This is a genomic window from Rouxiella badensis (genome assembly GCF_002093665.1).
GTDB lineage: Bacteria > Pseudomonadota > Gammaproteobacteria > Enterobacterales > Enterobacteriaceae > Rouxiella > Rouxiella badensis.
In genome coordinates this window covers 1-19998 of the sequence record NZ_MRWE01000046.1, presented here as the reverse complement: position 1 = coordinate 19998, position 19998 = coordinate 1, and the positions used below count along the sequence as shown (strand labels likewise).

The 19998-nt window shown below is 54.1% G+C and carries 20 protein-coding genes; 12 read left to right on the top strand and 8 right to left on the bottom strand.

Annotation, left to right across the window (positions count from 1 at the left end):
• The first annotated feature begins 17 nt into the window (after window positions 1-17).
• From dapA to ypfH, 8 genes are all read left to right on the top strand, one after another.
• Window positions 18-899: a 4-hydroxy-tetrahydrodipicolinate synthase gene (gene dapA / locus BS640_RS20230; protein WP_017493199.1), complete on the top strand. Its 882-nt coding sequence runs from the start codon at window positions 18-20 to the stop codon at window positions 897-899.
• Between the two features lie 61 nt (window positions 900-960).
• Window positions 961-2031: an outer membrane protein assembly factor BamC gene (gene bamC, locus BS640_RS20225; protein WP_084913230.1), complete on the top strand. Its 1071-nt coding sequence runs from the start codon at window positions 961-963 to the stop codon at window positions 2029-2031.
• Between the two features lie 101 nt (window positions 2032-2132).
• Window positions 2133-2846, top strand: coding sequence for a phosphoribosylaminoimidazolesuccinocarboxamide synthase (gene purC, locus BS640_RS20220; protein ID WP_017493197.1), 714 nt, complete (start codon window positions 2133-2135; stop codon window positions 2844-2846).
• A 165-nt stretch (window positions 2847-3011) separates the two neighbouring features.
• Complete coding sequence (gene ypfJ / locus BS640_RS20215) at window positions 3012-3896, top strand: KPN_02809 family neutral zinc metallopeptidase (RefSeq protein WP_017493196.1); 885 nt, start codon at window positions 3012-3014, stop codon at window positions 3894-3896.
• 312 nt (window positions 3897-4208) lie between these two features.
• A complete protein-coding gene (locus BS640_RS20210; protein ID WP_017493195.1) occupies window positions 4209-4661 on the top strand; it encodes a DUF441 domain-containing protein in 453 nt (150 codons plus the stop codon).
• Window position 4662: 1 nt separating this feature from the next.
• Entirely contained in the window at window positions 4663-6726 is a 2064-nt protein-coding gene (locus BS640_RS20205) for a tRNA(Met) cytidine acetyltransferase TmcA (RefSeq protein ID WP_084913229.1), read from the top strand.
• Between the two features lie 71 nt (window positions 6727-6797).
• Window positions 6798-7463 (top strand): alanyl-tRNA editing protein, encoded by a 666-nt coding sequence (locus BS640_RS20200; RefSeq protein WP_017493193.1) that lies wholly within the window; start codon window positions 6798-6800, stop codon window positions 7461-7463.
• A 146-nt stretch (window positions 7464-7609) separates the two neighbouring features.
• The gene (gene ypfH, locus BS640_RS20195) at window positions 7610-8239 is read left to right on the top strand and encodes an esterase (protein ID WP_017493192.1); all 630 of its coding nucleotides are present in this window, start codon (window positions 7610-7612) and stop codon (window positions 8237-8239) included.
• Between the two features lie 82 nt (window positions 8240-8321).
• On the opposite strand, the gene BS640_RS20190 is transcribed toward ypfH, so the two are convergent.
• From BS640_RS20190 to BS640_RS20170, 5 genes are all read right to left on the bottom strand, one after another.
• Window positions 8322-8513 carry a YpfN family protein gene (locus tag BS640_RS20190; RefSeq protein WP_017493191.1) on the bottom strand — a complete coding sequence of 64 codons (192 nt, stop codon included), beginning with the start codon at window positions 8511-8513 and terminating at the stop codon, window positions 8322-8324.
• Window positions 8514-8577: 64 nt separating this feature from the next.
• A complete protein-coding gene (locus BS640_RS20185) occupies window positions 8578-9255 on the bottom strand; it encodes a M15 family metallopeptidase (protein WP_084913228.1) in 678 nt (225 codons plus the stop codon).
• The gene (gene dapE, locus BS640_RS20180) at window positions 9252-10379 is read right to left on the bottom strand and encodes a succinyl-diaminopimelate desuccinylase (protein ID WP_017493189.1); all 1128 of its coding nucleotides are present in this window, start codon (window positions 10377-10379) and stop codon (window positions 9252-9254) included. The genes BS640_RS20185 and dapE overlap by 4 nt, the downstream gene beginning before the upstream one ends.
• Window positions 10380-10754 carry an ArsC family reductase gene (locus tag BS640_RS20175; RefSeq protein WP_017493188.1) on the bottom strand — a complete coding sequence of 125 codons (375 nt, stop codon included), beginning with the start codon at window positions 10752-10754 and terminating at the stop codon, window positions 10380-10382. It abuts the gene before it with no gap.
• Between the two features lie 162 nt (window positions 10755-10916).
• Window positions 10917-11363 carry a GNAT family N-acetyltransferase gene (locus BS640_RS20170; protein WP_017493186.1) on the bottom strand — a complete coding sequence of 149 codons (447 nt, stop codon included), beginning with the start codon at window positions 11361-11363 and terminating at the stop codon, window positions 10917-10919.
• A gap of 227 nt (window positions 11364-11590) precedes the next feature.
• Here BS640_RS20170 and ypfM point away from each other — a divergent pair, with 227 nt between their 5' ends.
• Window positions 11591-11650: a protein YpfM gene (gene ypfM / locus BS640_RS22415; protein ID WP_139802851.1), complete on the top strand. Its 60-nt coding sequence runs from the start codon at window positions 11591-11593 to the stop codon at window positions 11648-11650.
• A 316-nt stretch (window positions 11651-11966) separates the two neighbouring features.
• On the opposite strand, the gene acrD is transcribed toward ypfM, so the two are convergent.
• On the bottom strand, window positions 11967-15125 hold the full coding sequence (acrD, locus tag BS640_RS20165) for a multidrug efflux RND transporter permease AcrD (protein WP_084913227.1): 3159 nt from the start codon (window positions 15123-15125) through the stop codon (window positions 11967-11969).
• Window positions 15126-15464: 339 nt separating this feature from the next.
• Between acrD and BS640_RS20160 the strand changes: the two genes are divergently transcribed.
• The gene (locus tag BS640_RS20160; RefSeq protein ID WP_017494458.1) at window positions 15465-15740 is read left to right on the top strand and encodes a winged helix-turn-helix domain-containing protein; all 276 of its coding nucleotides are present in this window, start codon (window positions 15465-15467) and stop codon (window positions 15738-15740) included.
• Between the two features lie 8 nt (window positions 15741-15748).
• On the opposite strand, the gene BS640_RS20155 is transcribed toward BS640_RS20160, so the two are convergent.
• Window positions 15749-16354: a response regulator gene (locus tag BS640_RS20155; protein WP_038328654.1), complete on the bottom strand. Its 606-nt coding sequence runs from the start codon at window positions 16352-16354 to the stop codon at window positions 15749-15751.
• Between the two features lie 294 nt (window positions 16355-16648).
• Between BS640_RS20155 and nudK the strand changes: the two genes are divergently transcribed.
• On the top strand, window positions 16649-17224 hold the full coding sequence (nudK, locus tag BS640_RS20150) for a GDP-mannose pyrophosphatase NudK (RefSeq protein WP_017494456.1): 576 nt from the start codon (window positions 16649-16651) through the stop codon (window positions 17222-17224).
• A 54-nt stretch (window positions 17225-17278) separates the two neighbouring features.
• Here nudK and BS640_RS20145 read toward each other — a convergent pair whose 3' ends face one another.
• Complete coding sequence (locus BS640_RS20145; protein WP_084913226.1) at window positions 17279-18484, bottom strand: hypothetical protein; 1206 nt, start codon at window positions 18482-18484, stop codon at window positions 17279-17281.
• A gap of 272 nt (window positions 18485-18756) precedes the next feature.
• Between BS640_RS20145 and BS640_RS20140 the strand changes: the two genes are divergently transcribed.
• On the top strand, window positions 18757-19830 hold the full coding sequence (locus BS640_RS20140) for a DUF1176 domain-containing protein (RefSeq protein WP_038328638.1): 1074 nt from the start codon (window positions 18757-18759) through the stop codon (window positions 19828-19830).
• Window positions 19831-19998: the final 168 nt, after the last annotated feature.

The window sequence follows — 19998 nt, the reverse complement described above, 5'->3', positions numbered from 1 at the left end:
TGTGGAGGGGAAGGTCAATGTTTACGGGAAGTATTGTTGCACTGGTTACGCCGATGGACGACAAAGGTGCCGTCTGCCGCGCGAGTCTGAAAAAACTGATTGATTATCATGTGTCCAGTGGTACTGCGGCGATCGTTTCCGTAGGCACGACCGGCGAATCTGCAACATTGAACCACGACGAGCACGCAGACGTGGTTTTGCAGACGTTGGAACTGGCAGATGGCCGTATCCCGGTGATTGCCGGAACGGGCGCAAACGCTACCGCCGAAGCCATCGCGTTGACCCAACGCTTTGAAAATAGTGGCGTTGTTGGCTGCCTGACTGTCACGCCATACTACAACCGTCCGACTCAGGAAGGTCTGTATCAGCATTTTAAAGCCATTGCCGAAAGCACTGCGCTGCCGCAAATTCTCTACAACGTACCGTCTCGCACCGGCTGCGATATGCTGCCTGCGACCATCGCGCGTTTAGCAAAAATTAAAAATATTGTTGCCTGCAAAGAGGCAACGGGGAACTTAAGTCGCGTTAGCCAGATCCAAGTGCTGGTTGATGATGAAGATTTCATTCTGTTGAGCGGTGATGACTTCAGCGGTCTGGACTTCATGCAACTGGGTGGCAAGGGCGTTATTTCCGTTACTGCGAACATCGCGGCGGCAGAAATGGTTGAGCTTTGCCGTCTGGCAGCAGAAGGCAAATTTGCCGAAGCGCGCCGTTTAAATCAGCGCTTGATGCCGTTGCATCAGCATTTGTTTGTAGAAGCAAACCCAATCCCTGTGAAATGGGCCTGTAAGGCGCTGGGATTGATAGCAACCGATACAGTGCGTCTGCCAATGACGCCGCTGACCGATGCTGCTCGTCCAATAGTGGAAGACGCACTAATTAAGGCCGGTTTGCTATAACCCGCAGCCGTTGCCGTGGTCGCGTCAACGGCGCTGGGGATAACACTTTTAGGGATATTTGATGACCTATTCATTTACAAAACCACGTTTTCAAAAGTCGACGGTAGCAAAAGTTGTGGGTCTTTCCCTGATCATGCTTCTCGCGGCCTGTTCTAATGATTCTCGCTATAAGCGTGAAGTCAGCGGTAATGAAGATTATCTTAAAGCCGCACCGTTGAAAGAGCTGCAAACGCCAAACGGTATGATTCTGCCGCTGCAAAACGGGACCTATGATGTGCCAGCCGGTAACCTGCAGGGTGCAGTAGGTAAAGGTCTGGACATTCGTCCACCATTGCAGCCTCTGGCCGTCCTTGACGGTTCACGCGCGCAATACACCAGCGATACCGGGACTGTGATGCTCGACAGCAACGCGCAGGGCAGTGGCCTGTGGGCGCACGTGGTGACCATCGTTGAACAGAACGGCTACAAGATTGCCAGCCGTGATGACGCCAATCAGACGCTGAATACCGATACCGTGCAGTGGAACCGCAAAGACGAAGACTTCCAGTATCAGGGACGTTACCAGATTAGCGTGAAGCCTCAGGGTTATCAGACGGCGCTGTCGGTGAAAACCCTCGAGCTGACCCAGCAGGGCAAACCGGTTACCTCAGCGGTTGAGCAACAGCGCTATACCAGCCAGATGCTGAACACCATCACTGCCGGTCTTGGCCGTCTGCAGCAGGATGAGCAAAACCGTATCGACAACCGTAAACTCGGCGAAGTCGACGTACAAAGCGGTGCCGATGATACCGGTCTGCCGGTGCTGATTATTCGCGCACCTTACGGCCCAGTCTGGGATCGTCTGCCGAATGCGTTGGCCAAAGCGGGCATGAAAGTGACCGACAGCAGCCGTCCGCAGGGGACGTTGAGCGTGAAATATTCACCGCCGAGCAGCGATGCCTGGGACGCACTGGGTGCCAGGGATCCGCAGCTCAGCTCCGGCAACTATAAGCTGCAGCTGGGTGACCTGAACAACCGCAGTAGCCTGCAATTCATTGATCCAAATGGACATGTGCTAACGCAGTCGCAGAACGACGCGATGGTAGCGGTGATGCAGGCGGCGTTTAACCAAAGTAGTGCAGTAACCAAGTAATACGCGAAGGGGCTCCGGCCCCTTTTTGCATTTGCCGATTTTTGGCGAATAATTAGATGTTATGTATCACCAAACACGTCATATCACTGGAGTAAGTTAAGATGCAAAAGTTAGCTGAGTTGTATCGCGGAAAGGCGAAAACCGTCTATACCACCGAAAACCCAGACCTGCTGGTTTTGGAGTTCCGTAATGATACGTCAGCACTGGATGGCGAACGTATTGAGCAGTTCGACCGTAAAGGCATGATCAATAACAAATTCAATCATTTCATCATGGAAAAGTTGGAACAAGCGGGCATTCCTACCCAAATGGAACGTTTGCTGTCAGACAACGAAGTACTGGTGAAAAAGCTGGATATGGTTCCGGTTGAATGTGTTATCCGTAACCGTGCTGCGGGTTCACTGGTTAAGCGTTTAGGTGTGGAAGAAGGTCTGGTGCTGAATCCACCGCTGTTCGACTTGTTCCTGAAAGACGATGCCAAGCATGACCCAATGGTCAACGAATCCTACTGCAAGACCTTTGGTTGGGTTAACGAAGAGAATCTGGCACGCATGAAAGAGCTGAGCTACAAGGCTAACGACGTGCTGAGCAAGATCTTTGGTGACGCGGGTCTGATCCTGGTTGATTTCAAGCTGGAATTCGGTTTGTTCAAAGGTGAAGTGGTGCTGGGTGACGAGTTCTCTCCAGACGGCAGCCGCCTGTGGGACACCCAGTCTCTTGAAAAAATGGACAAAGACCGTTTCCGTCAAAGCCTGGGTGGCCTGATTGAAGCGTACGAAGAAGTCGCAAAACGTATCGGCGTAAAATTAGACTAATCTTTTTTTAGCCGCACCGCGCAAACGATTACGCCTCCTTGTGTTGATGACCCGCTTAACGCTGTCGTCCGAGGAGGCTTTTTTTCGCCCCGCAAATCTTGTCTGAGCAAGTGGTATTCCTGCACCTTGTTAACTAGGATTAGAAAAAAACAGCGGAGGTGAATTATGCGTTGGCAAGGGCGTCGGGAGAGCGACAATGTTGAAGATCGCCGCAATGAAAGCGGTGGGCAAGGCGGCAACGGTTTGGGCGGCATGCGCATTCCCATTCGCGGCAAAAGCGGTATCGTCATCGTTATTGTGGTACTGGTGGCCGGTTACTATGGTATCGACCTTTCACCGCTTATCACCGGCGGTCAATCACAGAACCCTTCGCAGTATCAGCAGCGGCAAACCTCTGGCTCTATCAGCCCCAACGACGATCGGCAGGCCAAATTCACTTCCGTGATCCTGGCTTCTACGGAAGACGTCTGGACCCAGATTTTTAAGCAAAACGGCATGAGCTATCGCGACCCTAAACTGGTGATGTACCGTGGCGCAACCCGCACCGGCTGTGGAACGGGGCAATCGGTGATGGGGCCGTTCTACTGCCCTGCCGACAGTACAGTGTATATCGACTTGTCCTTCTATCAGGAACTGCGCGACAAGCTTGGCGCGGGCGGTGATTTTGCGCAGGGATATGTTGTCGCGCATGAGGTCGGGCATCACGTGCAAAACCTGCTGGGCATTGAGCGCAAGGTGCGCCAGATGCAGCAGGGTGCCTCACAAACCGAGGTTAATCGCCTGTCGGTCAAGATGGAACTGCAGGCCGACTGTTTTGCCGGTATCTGGGGTCATGCTATGCAGCAAGAGCAGGTCCTGGAGGACGGCGACCTCAAGCAGGCGCTGGATGCCGCAAGGGCAATCGGCGATGACAAACTGCAACAGCAGAGTCAAGGGAGAGTGGTCCCCGACAGTTTCACCCACGGCACCTCAGCGCAGCGCTATGAATGGTTCAAGCGCGGGTACGACTCGGGCAAAATGGATCAATGCAACACCTTTGCCAGTCGGTAGGGCTGGTCTCCATCGTCAAAATAATAAATAATCTTATCCTTCATCTTTCACGCCGCAGCGTTGTTGGCTACGCATGCTTACCCCGGTCACTGACGAGTGTCAGCTCCCGAGGATGCGCCTGCTTGCCGCCTGGCTGCAACGTGAAAGATTTTGGATAATATTCGTTGCTTCATCTTTCACGCCGCAGCGGTGTTGGCTACGCATGCTTACCCCGGTCACTGACGAGTGTCAGCTCCCGGGGATGCGCCTGCTTGCCGCCTGGCTGCAACGTGAAAGATTTTGGGTCATGCGTTTTACTATTCTGGGAATATTATGGCTTTTCTCGATCCAACCTTGCTTATTCTGCTGGTGTTCGCCGGTTTAGGGATCCTCAGCCACAATTCTGCCGTAACAATCGCGATGTTCTTCCTGCTGACCGTGCGCATCACGCCGCTCAATCACTTTTTTCCGTGGATTGAAAAATATGGCCTGACGCTGGGCATCATTATTCTGACTATTGGCGTGATGGTGCCGATTGCCAACGGCAAACTCAGTGCGAGCACCCTTATTCACTCCTTCTTTCACTGGAAATCGATTGTCGCGATCCTGGTGGGCGTTGGCGTTTCCTGGCTCGGTGGGCGTGGTCTGACGCTGATGGGCACGCAGCCGCAGCTGGTTGCCGGGCTTCTGGTGGGCACCGTACTGGGCGTTGCGTTCTTCAAAGGCGTGCCGGTCGGGCCGTTGATTGCCGCAGGCATTCTTTCGCTGATGGTTGGAAAAACCTGAGATGATCGACAATGACGCATCTGACGCTACGATAATTTCGCGGCTAGACGCCTGTCAGCGGCAGATGTTGCGTCAGGGCATGCGGCGTATTCTGGTGCTGAGCGGCGAGTTTGACTGGTGCGGGCAGACCGCACAACAGGTTAGCCGCCATTTTAGCGGCGACTGGCTGTGGGTAAGCCCTAATGAGCAGGATACGTCACCTAGGGTAAAACCCGAGGCGGTGAATCAGCTGCTGGGGCAGGAATTCCTGCATGGCGTCTTCGATGCTCGGGAAGGGTTGAACGTTGAGGCACTGGCCGCCTTCAGCGGCGTGCTGCGGGCGGGAAGCTGGCTGATACTGCTGGTGCCCGAATGGCAGGCATGGCCGACGTTGCCGGATGCCGACAGCATACGCTGGACCGAACTGTCTGAGGCCATTGCCACGCCGCGCTTTATTAGCCGTTTTTGCCAATCTATCGAGGCCGATACTCAGGCGTTGCTTTGGTGCCAGAACAGTGCTTTTTCCCCTCAACTTCTTAGTTCCGCACCCGATTGGACAACGCCGCAGGGCGAGCCGACGCCCGGACAGCGCGCGATCCTCGACCAGTTATTGCAGGCCGAGGACGGTATCTGGGTGCTGACCGCCGCGCGTGGCCGGGGAAAATCCACCCTCGCTGGCATGCTGGTGCAGCACTGGCAGGGCACCTGCTGGATGACTGCGCCGAGCAAGGCGGCGGGACAGCGCCTCAGTGAGCAGGGGGAGGAGGCGGTGCAGTTCTGGGCGCCCGACGCGCTGCTTGCCCATTGTGAAAGCGGTGCCGCAGTTAACGCCGACTGGTTGCTTATTGACGAGGCGGCGGCTATTCCCGCGCCGTTGCTCCAGAGACTTATCCCCTTTTTCCCCCGTGTTTTGCTGACCACCACCGTGCAGGGATACGAGGGCACCGGACGGGGCTTTTTACTGAAGTTCTGTGCGTCGCTAACGGACTGGCAAGATCTTCGGCTCACAGCGCCGATCCGCTGGGCCCAGCAGGATCCGCTAGAGCGGCTGCTTGACGACATCCTTCTGTTCGACGAGCCGGACTACAGCGCCGTAAGCCCAAACGGTGCCTCAGCGCCGGTTCAGGTTAAAAATTTCGATGCCGCAGCCTGGGAGCAGTCGCCTGATTTATTGGCAGATTTTTATCATCTGCTGACCAGCGCGCATTACCGCACTTCGCCGCTGGACCTGCGGCGGATGATGGATGCGTCCGGTATGTCGTTCGCCGCCGGATATTGCGACAACGCGCTGTCGGCAGCGCTCTGGCTGGTGGACGAGGGCGGTCTGCAGCCTGACTTAGCCCATGAAATCTGGGCCGGAAGGCGCAGGCCGAGAGGCAATCTGGTGGCGCAGTCATTGGCGGCGCACGCCGGATTCCCTGAAGCGGCGGTGATGCTGTCGCGACGAATCACCCGCATAGCGGTGTCTCCGGCCCAGCGTCGCAGAGGGGTTGCGCAGGCGCTTGTTAGCGAACAGCAGCAGTTTGCCGCTGCGCAGGGCCTGGACTTTCTCTCAGTGAGCTTTGGTTTTACCGACCCGCTGTGGCGCTTCTGGCAGCGCTGTGGCTTTGAGACAGTCCGCGTCGGTGGTCAGCGTGAGGCCAGCAGCGGGTGCTTTGCGGCTATGGCCGTGCTGCCTCTCAGTCCGCAGGGACAAAGCCTCTGCCAGCAGGCAAAACGGCGGTTATCGAAGAACCGGCGGCAGGTCCCCGTTGAGGTGGCCGAGGTTATCTGGCCTCAAAAGACAGTCGCAGAAGACGCGCTGCTTGACGATGGCGACTGGCGCGAGCTGGCGGGATTCGCCTTTGCCAGCCGTTCGCTGGACAGCAGCCGGAGCGCGTTGCTGCGTCTGCTGGCGCGGTCTACCGAGCCGCTTCCGGCCCTGCGCGCCATCCTGCAACAAGGGAATACGCTGCCTGAGGTGGTGAGTACGCTGCGGCTAAGCGGCAAGAAGGCGCTGCTTGCCTGCTGGCGTGAGGAAACCCGACGGGCGATGCAAAGCATTGACCCGACTCGCTGTGCCCGCGCGAAGCAGTTTGCCGAATAACGCCTTGTTCTGCTGGCGCGCCTTTTGTATGTTATTAATTCATCAACGAAATATAACAGGGAGCAACCGGCATGAATCAGACCCCGCTTTATATGCAAAATACCTATTGTTTCAATCTAGACACTCAGGCCATTGCGCAAGGCACTGACGAACACGGTGAGTGGATAGCGTTGGAGCAGAACATCTTTCATCCGCAGGGCGGCGGGCAGCCTGCCGACACTGGCTGGGTGAACGATATTCCGGTAAAGGTGCGCAAGCATCCGTCCGGCCAGGTGGTGGTCTATCCGCAGGAGCCGTTGCAGTTTGAGCAAAACGCCACGCTGAGAACGGCGATTTCCGCGACCGAACGCCTGCAAAATGCCGCACTGCACACCGCCGGACACCTGATGAATATCGTGCTGAAGCCTTACGGCTGGCTGGCTACCTCGGGTCACCATTTTCCTGGAGAGTCACGCGTGGAGTTCTCGAGGATGGGCGATGAAGCCGTGCCGGTCGAAGAATTACCTATTGTCGAGATACAAAAGGACATTCACGCCAGACTGCGCGCGGGCGCGGCGGTCACCGCCTGGATGGAAGGTGAGACTCGCCTCACGCTGATTGAAAACACCGAGCCGATTCTGTGCGGCGGCACGCACGTTGAAAATATCAGCGAAATCACCGATTTCTTCCTCAAGTCCGCCAAGGTCAAGAAAGGTACGCTCCGCATCAGCTATCACGCAGCCTATTCCAATCGATAAAAAGAACGCACCCGCAGATTGAAAAAATCAGTACGACTTATTCAATAAAACCCGGTTTTCCTGAATGAGCAGCCGCGTATAGTTAAGGCATTGGCAACCGGTATTTTCCGGCTGTAAACATTTAGAAAGTCACAGGAGTTTGCGTTATGAGTCCGGAAAACGTTGTCGTTCAACAGCCGCAGGGGCAGGCGGAACAGCTGGTATTACTTTTCCACGGCGTGGGTGACAATCCCGTTTCAATGGGCGAAATTGGGCGTTATTTTATCGCCAGTTTTCCTCATGCGCTGATAGTCAGCATCGGCAGTCCGTTCGCCTGCGACCTTGGGCAGGGGCGTCAGTGGTTCTCCGTGCAAGGCGTGACCGAGCATAATCGCCATCAGCGTATCGCCGAATCGATGCCGCTGTTTGTTAAAACCGTGCGCGACTGGCAGCAGAGAAGCGGCGTAAAACCCGCCGATACCGTGTTGATCGGCTTCTCGCAGGGATCCATTATGTCGCTCGAGTCCACCAAGGTTGAGCAGAATCTTGCCGGCCGCATCGTCTCTTTCAGCGGTCGTTTTGCCAGTTTGCCGGAGACCGCTATCGGTGCTGAGACAAAAATTCATTTTATCCACGGCCAAAGCGACCCGGTGATCGCGGCGAATAACGCCGTCATCGCAGCAGAGAGGCTGCAAGAGCTGGGCAATGCCTGCACTTTGGATCTTGCCCCTAAAGTGGCACACGGTATCAGTCCACAGATGATTGATGCGGCGATTAGCAGACTAAAGGCGGATTAACGTTTCGTTGAAGGCGCGGCAGGCTGATACCTGCCGCAGGTTTGACGTGTTAGAGGTAGGGTTAAAAGTTAATACGCGACGGTTACTTTTTCTTGTCCTTTGGCCAGTCGTCGTCATCGTCCCATTCGGCGTTGTTATCGCGATGCGGTGGGATCTCCGGTTTATCCTTCAGATAGGCTTTGACATCAACCCGATTCAATTCTTTAATGCCGCTGATGATGATGCCGGCCAGAACGATCAGCACTATCCACCAGTAATCTTTAATCCATTCCATAATATGACTCCCTTACTGGTTAATGTGTTTTTCTAGAACACGTTACTGCATTGCTGCGGCCCTTTTACTGACTGCTTTTACTCGTTTGAACATACTGGGCAAAGATGCGCTCGAGCTCACTGAGTACCCACGCGTGGCCGCCAAGATTCTGACCCTGCCAAGCCTGTTGGAGCACCTGTGGCGTCAGCAGTTTTTCACACTCTTGCGCCAGAGGACGGTAGCTTAAATGCCAAGGCTCAACGGCGACGCCGCCGGTATCTTCGCTAAACGGCCTGTAAAAGCCAAACGACGCCATGTTCTGGGTTAACCATTGAGTCAACGGAAAGAAATAGCCGCCTTCCTCGTATTCCCAGGGTTCCAGCTGAAGTTTTGCACCTTCGGGCAGCAAGTCGGGCGCATAAATATCCAACTCGCTGCCCCAGTGGTGGCGGCTCGCGCCCGGCAGTGCCGACCATCGCAGTATCAGTTCGCCGCGCTCGCCGTCATCAAGCTGGCTAATATCCACCGGACGGCTGTCACTATCTAATACTGGTCGTTCTCCGTGGAATTTGCCATTCCAGATAGCCAATTGTCTGGCGAAGTCACGAAAAGTGCTGGCAGGTTGCAGATTGAATCCCGCCTGCGACGCCGCGGTCTGTAGGGCGGAAAACGCCCTTGCTGCCTCGGGTTGCAGGCGATGGCCACTACCGATATCGATCAGATGCCCGGTCGACTGGCCGGTGAGCATGGCGTGGTCAATCATCCGACCAACTGCTCCATGATGCGCTGATACATGCGGGCCAGCAGCTGTAAATCGGACGCCTGGACGCATTCATTGATTTTATGGATTGAGGCGTTGACCGGACCTAACTCAACGACCTGTGCTCCCATCAATGCGATAAAACGACCGTCAGAGGTGCCGCCGGTGGTTTGCAGGTCCGGGGTGATTTCGCTGTAGTGCTGCACCGCGTTGATCACCGCATCAACCAGACTGCCGCGCGGCGTCAGGAACGGCTGACCGGAAACGACCCAGTTCAGCGTGTAATTCAACTGATGCTTGTCGAGCAATGCCTTCACTCGCTCTTTGATGGTAGCGTCGGTCAACTCGGTGCTGAAACGGAAGTTGAACTGTACATACAGCTCACCCGGGATCACGTTGTTGCTGCCGGTACCGGCGTTGATATTAGCAATCTGCATGCTGGTCGGCGGGAAGAACTCATTGCCCTGATCCCACTCGATGGAAACCAGCTCGTTCAGCGCAGGCATGGCGCGATGCACCGGATTGTCGGCCAGATGTGGATAGGCAACGTGGCCCTGAACGCCGTGAATTTGCAGGTTGGCGGTCATCGAGCCGCGACGGCCATTCTTGACGATATCCCCCACCCGCGTGGTGCTTGAGGGTTCGCCAACCAGACAGTAATCCATACGCTCGTTGCGCGCCATCAGTGCTTCGACCACCTTCACGGTGCCGTTGACCGCGCTGGCCTCTTCATCGGAGGTAATCAAAAACGCCAAACGACCCTGATGATTCGGATTGGCGGCCACGAAGCGTTCTGCGGCGACCACCATCGACGCCAGCGAACCTTTCATGTCTGCGGCACCGCGGCCAAACAGCATGCCGTCGCGCAGGGCAGGTTCGAACGGTGGGGTTATCCACAGCGTAGGATCACCGGTTGGCACGACGTCGGTGTGACCGGCAAACGCCAGCGTCTTGCCTTCGCCGCGCGTGGCCCAGAAATTAAGCGTGTCGCCAAAGTTCATCGGCTCGATGTGGAAACCGATGGCCTTTAGGCGGGCAATCAGGATCTCCTGACAGCCGGCGTCATCGGGGCTGAGGGACGGGCGGCGGATAAGCTGCTGTGCAAGATCTAAAACCGGACAAATCATTTACTTCACCTCTGCAACAAATTGCGCATAGCTTTCAGGTTTGAAGCCAAGCAGCGATTGTCCGCTGGCGGCAAGCAGGAAAGGGCGTTTAATAACGGCGGGATGTTCCAGCATCACGGCCTTGGCGGCCTCGACATTATCACAGGCAGTGCGCACGGATTCGTCAAGCTTACGCCAGGTAGTACCGCGCGTATTGAGCAGCGCTTCCCAACCCTGTTTATCGATAAGTGACTGAATCAGTGACTCATCGAGCCCGTCAACGCGATAATCATGAAAGCGTGCGTCAACGTGATTTTCTTCCAGCCAGCGGCGCGCTTTTTTAACGGTATCGCAATTTTTGATGCCGTAGAGGATAAATGAGGATGTCTCTGCCATGTGCATACCCTAAATGTGAAATCGTCAGATTAAGGCAACAAATCAGACGAGAAAATAGCCAATTTTGAGCCGAAAGCCGCATTATGACAGCGTTTTTGGCCCAAAAAAATGATGCTTACATAATGCTGTAAAACATCTTCAGGATCCATCCCCCATGACTCTTCACGCTAACGGCGGAATGTAGCCATTGCTGCTAAGGCGCGTCAGTGCATCGCCTTCGGCATAGGTCATGGCGGTCAGCAGCGGGTGAAAGCTAAAGCGTTTATAGAATTCGATTTTATCGGGCACCGCATAGATGATGACTTTACCGAACGGCGCGAGGTCTTGCATGATGCGCTGCATAAGGAGTTTGCCGAAGCCGCGCCCCTGGTAGTCTGGATGAATGGCCACGTCGCTGAGATAAGACGCCGAGGTAAGATCGCTAATCGCCCGTGCGGTGGCAATCAGTTTACCGTCGCAGTAGCCGAGGTAGCGAAACTGGCTGTGTTCGAATCCACGTTGCAGACTCTGTAGGTCGCGTTTATTAAGTCCGCTCAGCTCCAGAATATCGGCCAGACGCTGCCAGTCGACCGAACCAATGCTGTCATTACTGTAAATCTTAAAGCTCATGGTTATTATTCCCTCAAGGTTATCGGTTAATTCTTATTCATCAAAGATTAACCTTTCGGCTACTTCCAGGCAATGTGCCGCTAAGCTGATAATTCGGCGTAATTAATTACGCAGCACGATTCCATTACCGGTTTGAATTGCGTGATCGCCGTTTCATTATCGGAATAAACTGTTTGTCTGCTCAAATATTGCTCGTATAATCCCCAGCGTTAATCAAGGGGAGTAAAATGGTCGAGCAAGAATTAGTGAACTGGAAAGACTTTATTGACGCAATGCTGCGTGGCTAATAACCGCAGACTGCCGTGATAAAGATAATAACAAGATCCTGTCGTTGCATCAGTTTTCACCCGTGGGAACCCGATATAAACATCATCATCTTGTATAAGACTTGCTTTTAAAGAGTTGTTTAAAATACAACAAGCAGGTGATGAGAACGTTATGTGTAACTTTTTATTTTACCTGCCAAGGGAAGTAAATAAATAATCTCACTGAGAATCGTTCAATAATAAAAGGCGCTAATATTCTTAGCGCCTTTTTCATTTTTATTAATTGCCTCGGCTGAGGCAATTAATCATGTCGAGCTAATTATCCCTTTAATAAATCTCAGGATTCTGGTGCGGTGTCGATAATCTCGTTAATCAAGGTCGGTTGTTCGCCTTTCCCCGGGAAACGGCGGCGCACCAGCACGAAGAACAGCGGTACGAAGAACACGGCCAGCACCGTGGCCGAAATCATCCCACCGATAACGCCGGTACCGACCGCATGCTGACTGCCGGAGCCTGCACCTTGACTGGTCGCCATCGGCAGTACGCCGAAGATAAACGCCAGCGAGGTCATCAGGATAGGGCGCAAACGCATTCTTGAGGCTTCCAGCGTTGCCTCAAGCAGCGCCTTGCCGCGCACGTTGAGGTCGTTGGCAAATTCGACGATAAGAATGGCGTTCTTGGCCGACAGACCGATGATGGTCAGCATCCCGACCTGGAAATAAACGTCGTTTTCCAGCCCGCGCAGATAAGTCGCGATAACCGCGCCGATCACCCCGAGCGGCACGACCAGCATAACCGAGAACGGAATTGACCAGCTCTCATACAGCGCAGCCAGACACAGGAACACCACTAGCAGCGAAATCGCATACAGGGCAGGGGCCTGAGAGCCTGACAGACGCTCCTGATACGACATCCCGGTCCATTCCAGACCAATGCCGGAAGGCAGTTTGGCGACCAGCCTTTCCATTTCGTCCATCGAAGCACCGCTGCTGACGCCGTTGGCCGCCTCGCCGACAATCTCGAGCGACGAGCTGCCATTGTAACGTTCCAGACGCGGCGAACCCGTTTCCCAATGTGAGGTGGTGAAGGCCGAGAACGGCACCATGGTGCCCGCCGAGTTGCGCACAAACCATTTGTTCACGTCGTCAGGCAGCATGCGGAACGGCGCGTCGGCCTGCACGTAAACTTTTTTAACGCGGCCACGGTCAACGAAGTCATTCACGTAGGTCGAGCCCCAGGCGGTGCTAAGCGTGCTGTTGATATCAGCGATGCTCAGACCCAACGCCTGCGCCTTGTGTTGGTCGATATCGATTTGCAGCTGTGGGCTATCGTCGAGGCCATTGTGGCGCACGCGTGAGAGCAGCGGACTCTTTGCCGCCATGTCGAGCAGCGAATCTCGCGCCGCCATGAGCTTGGCGTGGCCGAGACCCGCGTGGTCCTCAAGCTCCATATCGAAACCGGAGGAGTTACCGAGACCGTTAATCGACGGCGGGCTGCTGGCGATAATGCGTGCGTCATTGTATTTATTCTTGCTGAACTCCTTGGTCGCCCTGTCGATGATATCGAATGAGGTATTCTTGCCGGAGGTACGGTCGTCCCAGTCGGCCAGACGGACGAACATACGCGCCACGTTTTGGCCGTTACCGCCCGGTCCCGAACCCAGGGTTGAGAACACCGACAGCACGTCTTTCTTCTCTTTGGTCAGGAAGTACTGCTCGACGCGTGAGACCACATTGGTGGTTTGCTGCAGGGTCGCACCCGGCGGCAGCTGAATTTGCACGGTGAACACGCCACGGTCTTCCTGCGGCAGGAACGAGGTTGGCAGCTTGACGAACATAAAGCCGAGCGCGATAACCAGCAGCAGATATACCAGCATATAGCGGAAACCGTGATGGAGGATGCGCCCGACGCCACGCTCGTAGCGACGAGTATTCTTGTCAAACATCCGGTTAAACCAGCCAAAGAAACCGCGCTTGCTGTGGTGAAGTCCCTGCGGGATTGGCTTCAGAATAGTGGAGCACAGCGCGGGCGTGAGAGTAAGGGCGACGAATACCGAGAGTACCATCGCGGCGACAATCGTCACCGAGAACTGGCGATAGATGGCACCGGTCGTACCACCGAAGAAGGCCATTGGCACAAAAACGGCGGACAGCACCATGGTAATCCCCACCAGCGCACTCTGGATTTGCCCCATCGACTTGCGGGTGGCTTCTCGTGGCGCCAGCCCCTCTTCACTCATTACCCGTTCGACGTTTTCGACCACCACGATGGCGTCATCGACCAGAAGCCCGATAGCCAGCACCATCGCGAACATCGTCAGCGTGTTGATACTGTAGCCGAACTGATGCAGCACCACGAAGGTGCCGAGCAGTACGACCGGTACCGCGATTGTCGGGATAAGCGTGGCGCGGAAATTTTGCAGAAACAGGTACATGACCAGGAACACCAGGACTATTGCTTCAAACAGCGTTTTCACCACGTCGGTGATAGCCGCTTTAACAAAAGGCGTGGTTTCGTAGGCAATTTCGGTTTTCAGACCGTGCGGGAAATACTGCGATAGCTCTTTTATCTTGGCGCGAACCAGCGTGTCAGTCTGCACTTCGTTAGCGCCTGAGGCGAGCTGTACGCCCATCCCCGAGGCGGGTTGGCCGTTGTAGCGACTGTCGAAGTTGTAGTTCTCTGCGCCGAGCCCGACGGTCGCAACCTGCCCGAGGGTTACGTCAGAACCGTCAGCGTTGACGCGCAGCGTAATATCCCGGAACTGCTGCGGCGTTTGCAGCTGCGACTGCGCGTTGACCGTGGCGTTCAGGGCCTGCTGATCGACCGCTGGCGTGCCGCCGAGTTGGCCGACTGCCACCTGACTGTTCTGGTTTTCAATGGCAGTGACGACGTCGGCGGTAGTGAGATTGTAGTTGTTGAGCTTGTTCGGATCGAGCCAGATGCGCATCGCATACTGGGTACCATAGGCGTTGATGGTACCCACTCCGCTCACGCGGCTGATCGGGTCCTGAATATTCGAGGCAACATAGTCGGAGATATCCTGCTTGCTCATGCTGCCGTCGGTGGAGACGAAGGCCACCATCATCAGGTTGGTATCACCGGTTTTCGACACGGTCACGCCCTGAGTCTGCACCGTTTGCGGCAGACGCTTCAACGCCTGCTGTAGTTGGTTTTGTACCTGTTGGAGAGCCTCGTTAGGGTCAGTTCCGGCTTCAAAACTTAGCGTAATCTGTGACTTGCCATCGTTACTACTCTGCGACGACATGTACATCAGGTTGTCGAGGCCCGTCATGTTTTGCTCGATGATCTGGGTGACGGTATTTTCAACAATTGACGCAGAGGCCCCAGGATACTGGGCGGTGATGCGCACGTTGGGAGGCGCAAGCGCAGGATATTGTTCAACCGGCAGACTGTGGATTGAAAGCATCCCCGCCAGAGAGATAATGATCGCCAGCACCCAGGCAAAAATTGGGCGATCGATAAAAAAGTTAGCCATGTCAAAACCTCGTTACCACGCGCATCTCGATTAATAAGGCCGTGCGTGATTAACATCAGGAAAGATTAATAAATTAGCCTATTTTTATGTCATCGGTTTCAAACGTTGTGCAATTTTTTGCAACACTCGTTAGCGAATTGATGTTGCGTTAGGGGGTGAAATCAACCTCTACGCTCAAGCACTTTACCTGTAATAGCCATAGAAAACGTGGAGAAAAAAAGGAGATGGTGTAAAAAAGACATGAAGATATTGAGGTTAGCGCTTTTGTGGCCTACCGCGACTGCGCTATTTTAGAAAGTAACAATTTATTTACATGTTAGAGATGCAAAGAGGGAACCTATGCTGAATTCAGTTTTCGCCCGTCGGCTCTACCTGTGCTGGCTGATTGCAAATAATGAACGCCCTAACGTACCCAAACTGATGGCGCTCAGCGGCTGGCCCCGTCGCACGTTACAGGACGTACTAAAAGCTCTGCCGGGAATGGGCCTGGAGCTGGCCTTCGTTCAGCAGGGAGTCCGTAATAACGACGGTTACTATCAGATTGAAAGCTGGGGGCCGTTAAATCCGCAGTGGATTGACAGTCACCGCCAGCAGATTATTGGGGCTATCGAGTAAAGCGTGTCTTATGCCCTGTTTTCCAGAAACATCACGGTTGCCGCGACGCGTGAACGCACGTCGAGCTTTCTCAAAACATTGCGAATATGGACCTTTACCGTTTCTTCCGAGATAGCCAGTTCGCGCGCCACCTCTTTATTTGACTGGCCTTTGGCAACCTCATTCAGCACGCAGGTTTCGCGATCGGTCAGTTTTTCCAGCGGGTTGGTTTTATTGTTTTCCTCATCGAGGGAATTTTGGATATCCTCGCTGAGGAAGTTATTGCCGTCAGCCGTTAACAGGATTTGCTCGAGCAAGTCTTCAGGTTCGCTGTCTTTCAGCAGATAGGCGTCCGCGCCTGCGTTGATCAGGTTGGCGATATCGCAAGGGGAATCGGACACCGTCAGGATAATGATTTTGGCCCGACAGCCTTCAGCACGCAGTGCGACCAGTGTTTCAAGACCGGACATGCCGCGCATGTTTAAATCGAGAACGATCGCGTCGATGTCGGCCATACGGGCCGCGGCCAGCGCCTCTTCGCCGCTGTTGGCCTTGGCGACCACGTGCAGGCGGGGTGATTTGCTCAACAGCTGCTCTACGGCGCGGATCATCAGCGGGTGATCGTCAACAATCATCACGCTGTAGTTTTTGGCAGACGCCGTTGCGATAGCCGGGTGACTCAGCGACGTGTGCTGCGACGAGACGCCGCCTACTGAGGAGGGGAAAACGGTTAACGATTTTTCTGAATAGGGGAAATTTTGGTCTGCCATGCGACTGCTCCATTTTGCATGCTACTTTCATCCATCCCTATGAGCATACTGCCTATGCAATTTTTATCAATGTTAGGAACATTGGTACCTAACTATTCTTTCTCATTTTTTACCTGCATTTTACGATGAGTAAATTGTTGTAACTTAATCAGAGGCGATATGTCCGCTAAAATTGAAATCATCAATAACAAACTGCTCTCAGACAATTGGTTCACGCTGCGCAACTACACCTATGATTTAGTCAGGAAAGACGGAAGCACAGTCCGCCATAAGCGCGAAGTTTACGATCGCGGCAATGGTGCCACTATTTTGCTTTACAACCGCCCTAAACAAAGCGTGCTGCTGGTTAAGCAGTTCCGCATTCCAACCTATCTCAACGATAATAATCACGGCATGCTGATCGAGACCTGCGCTGGGCTGCTCGACGAGGACTCACCCGAGGACTGCATCCGTAAAGAGGCTATCGAAGAGACTGGTTTTCAGGTTCGTGAGGTGGAGAAGCTGTTCGAGCTGTATATGTCTCCCGGTGGCGTGACCGAGTTGATTCACTTCTTTGCCGCCGAGTATGACGAGGAAAGCCGCAGTAACCACGGCGGTGGCGTGGAGGACGAAGACATCGAGGTGCTGGAAGTGCCGTTTACCCAGGCGCTGGAGATGGTTAAAAACGGCGAAATTAAAGATGGAAAAGCGGTCATTCTGCTGCAATACGCGAAGATTAACGGACTGCTGGATTGAGACCGGCTCTGACCGCAGGCCGCTTGGGCCTCGGTCAGAGGTAGAATCGCGACGTTATTGTGGCAGGGTAAGCGGAACGCCCCCCTGATGCTGGGTTCGCACCGCCCAAGGCAGCACAGACCAGCTGGTTCCTTCGCAGTCGCGCATCGCACGTGCAAACGACGGCCCAAAATGGATCCCCTTGGGGGTTAAATACCACGACGGGTAATACCAGATTTCAGCATCACTATAGTCACAGTCATCGTTACCCTTAGGTTTTTGCATCTCGCTCGGATAAAGCTGTTTAAACTGTGAAATCAGCCACGGGGCAAAATTCTTTTCACGATAGGTCGAGTAATCGTCAAAACTGACGCCATTATTGCCACGTTCGTCATGATCTTCGGCGTACATGTAGTGAAAGGGCTTCTCTTTGCCAATCCACAAAATATCTTCCAGCGACAGCGGTGCGCCCGTTTTAGCATTGAGATTAAGCGGGGAGTCACCAAAGTCCGGATGCGCGCCGCCGCAGCTGTAGCTGGTGGAAATCTTAACGCTGACCACCGTCGATGAGAGTAGCTCCGGGGTCACGCTCTGTTCAAATTCACCGCTGCCAAACTGGCTTGCACCGAGCATACAGCTATGATAATCAATCACTTCCTGCCACAGTCTGGCCATCAGACGCTGGTTGATTTCTTTGAGCTGAGCCTCGGGATACCCAGAGGCGAGGGTGAACAAAGACACGCCGGACTGCGGTTCATGCCACCACTGCAACGGATAATCCATAAAAGTCTGCTCTTTGCCTTTCTCCAGCTGTAGATTGCTCAGGCGTAGATATTCGTAAGGAGAGTCGTGGATGAGCTTGGTCAGGAAAGGATCTGCATTTGTTTCGGGTAACTGCGCCGGGGTCAACTCTATCGGCATGATTTTTCCCTGAGGATTAGACCAGGTTCCCTGCCAGCCTGATTTTCCGTCTGACTGTAATCTGAGAGTCGGGCGCGGCGTATCGTTAAAGTCGTCGGTACCTTCCTGCAAACTCAGCTCACCGTCTTCTTCTGTGCCGTTTAGCGGCAGGTCAAGATGATATTTCTCGTAGAAATAACGTCCCGTAATGGCTTCAGGCTTGTTGAGGTCGAGTTCCATGACCACGGCGGAGCGGCCAATGGTTCCTGTCAGCACAACGGGAGGTTCTTCCGCCATGGCTGAGGCAGACAGCAGAGAGAGCATAAGCAGGATTATCTTTGTTTTTATTGTCAGTAAACTAAAGTCGTTACCTTTCGCCATCCCTAAATATACCTTTTGAAAATATGACCGATGCTAACGGATAGAATATCAGCTTAGGGTGTTCTTAAGCGTATAACACCGCAACAAAACGTGTTTATTACCTCATCTGTGAAACTATTTCACTGCTTTACCACAATGTTTGAGGCTTTTTATGACGTAATCAAGTCTATCCATTTCTATTTACTGGTAAAAAAATGATGCTTTTCGGGCAGAGTCTTTGCACAGCTTAGGTTAATATCTAAAGGTTTACTTCGTAAAAGAGCTTAAATGTAATGATACCCAATTGGATGGCTACGCCGCTGCTGTTAATGGCAACCTTGATGACCGGCTACGTTCACGCTGATCCGCTGCAGCGAATTTACAACGATTGGCAGGTCAGTTGCGACAACCTGAACCACTGCTCTGCGAGAAGCTCGCAGGACAGCCAGGGACTTGTGCTGCAACTTACTCGCGATGCCGGACCGGAAGGACGGGCCAGCGTCAGTATCGATTATCAACGCAACAGTGACGAGCAGAGTTCGGATATTGCGATAGCCAACCGCTTGACGCTTAACGGCAAAACGCTCAATTTTAACCGCCGCGAATGGGACGTGAGCAAGAAGCATATTGCCAGCATCAACCGGGTGGTGGTGAACGAATTCGTCAATTCAATCCGCGACGGCAGTAGCATTCAGCTGAGCGGCAAGCTGGACTCTCAGCAGAGCACGCGCCCGAGCATCTCACTGAATGGTTTAAAGGCTGCACTGTTAGCCATTGACCAGCAGCAGTCGCGCGAAGGCACCAAAACCGCCTGGGCCAGCCGGGGCAACAAAGCGGCCTCTACGGTACCGCCTGCGCCTGCCGCGCCTTTGCTACCGCATTTCAACGAGCCGCATCCGCTGACTGACGGAGAAATCTCGGCCATTACGCAAAATACTGCGACCAATATCGAGAATAACGACTGTAGCCTCGATCCCTCCGAACGCGAGGTTCACCTGTTCCCGCTCAGCAATGAAAAGGCGCTAATGACGGTGAATTGCGATATGGGGGCCTATAACCTTTACGTGCTGGGCTATATCGTGTCGCGTCAGGCACCGTATAAGTCAGACAATCTGGTACTGAACATGCCGTTCAAATCGGGTGACGACGACCAGCCGCCGGAGTTGATCAACGCCGATTTTGACGAGAAGACCGGCATCCTCTCCATCTTTGACAAGGGCAGAGGACTCGGCGACTGCGGTGTGTCCTCACGCTGGCTATTTGACGGCAAAGCCTTCCGCCTTGCGGCGTATGCGTCAGAGCCAAGCTGTGACGGATACAGTAAGAGTGGCCAGTGGCCGGTGCTGTGGGTGACGAGATTCCAGTAAATACGGGGGGGATTTCTGGGTTGCGACCCAGAGGCGCTTTTTGGGTCAAGGTTTTAAGATCTCAACGTCTTTAAGGTCAAAAGCACGCGCTTTGTCTTTAAGGTCAAAAGCACGTGCCTTGCACGCTGGGCGCTGGCCCAGACCAGCCAAGGGGCCTTCCCAGGCCAA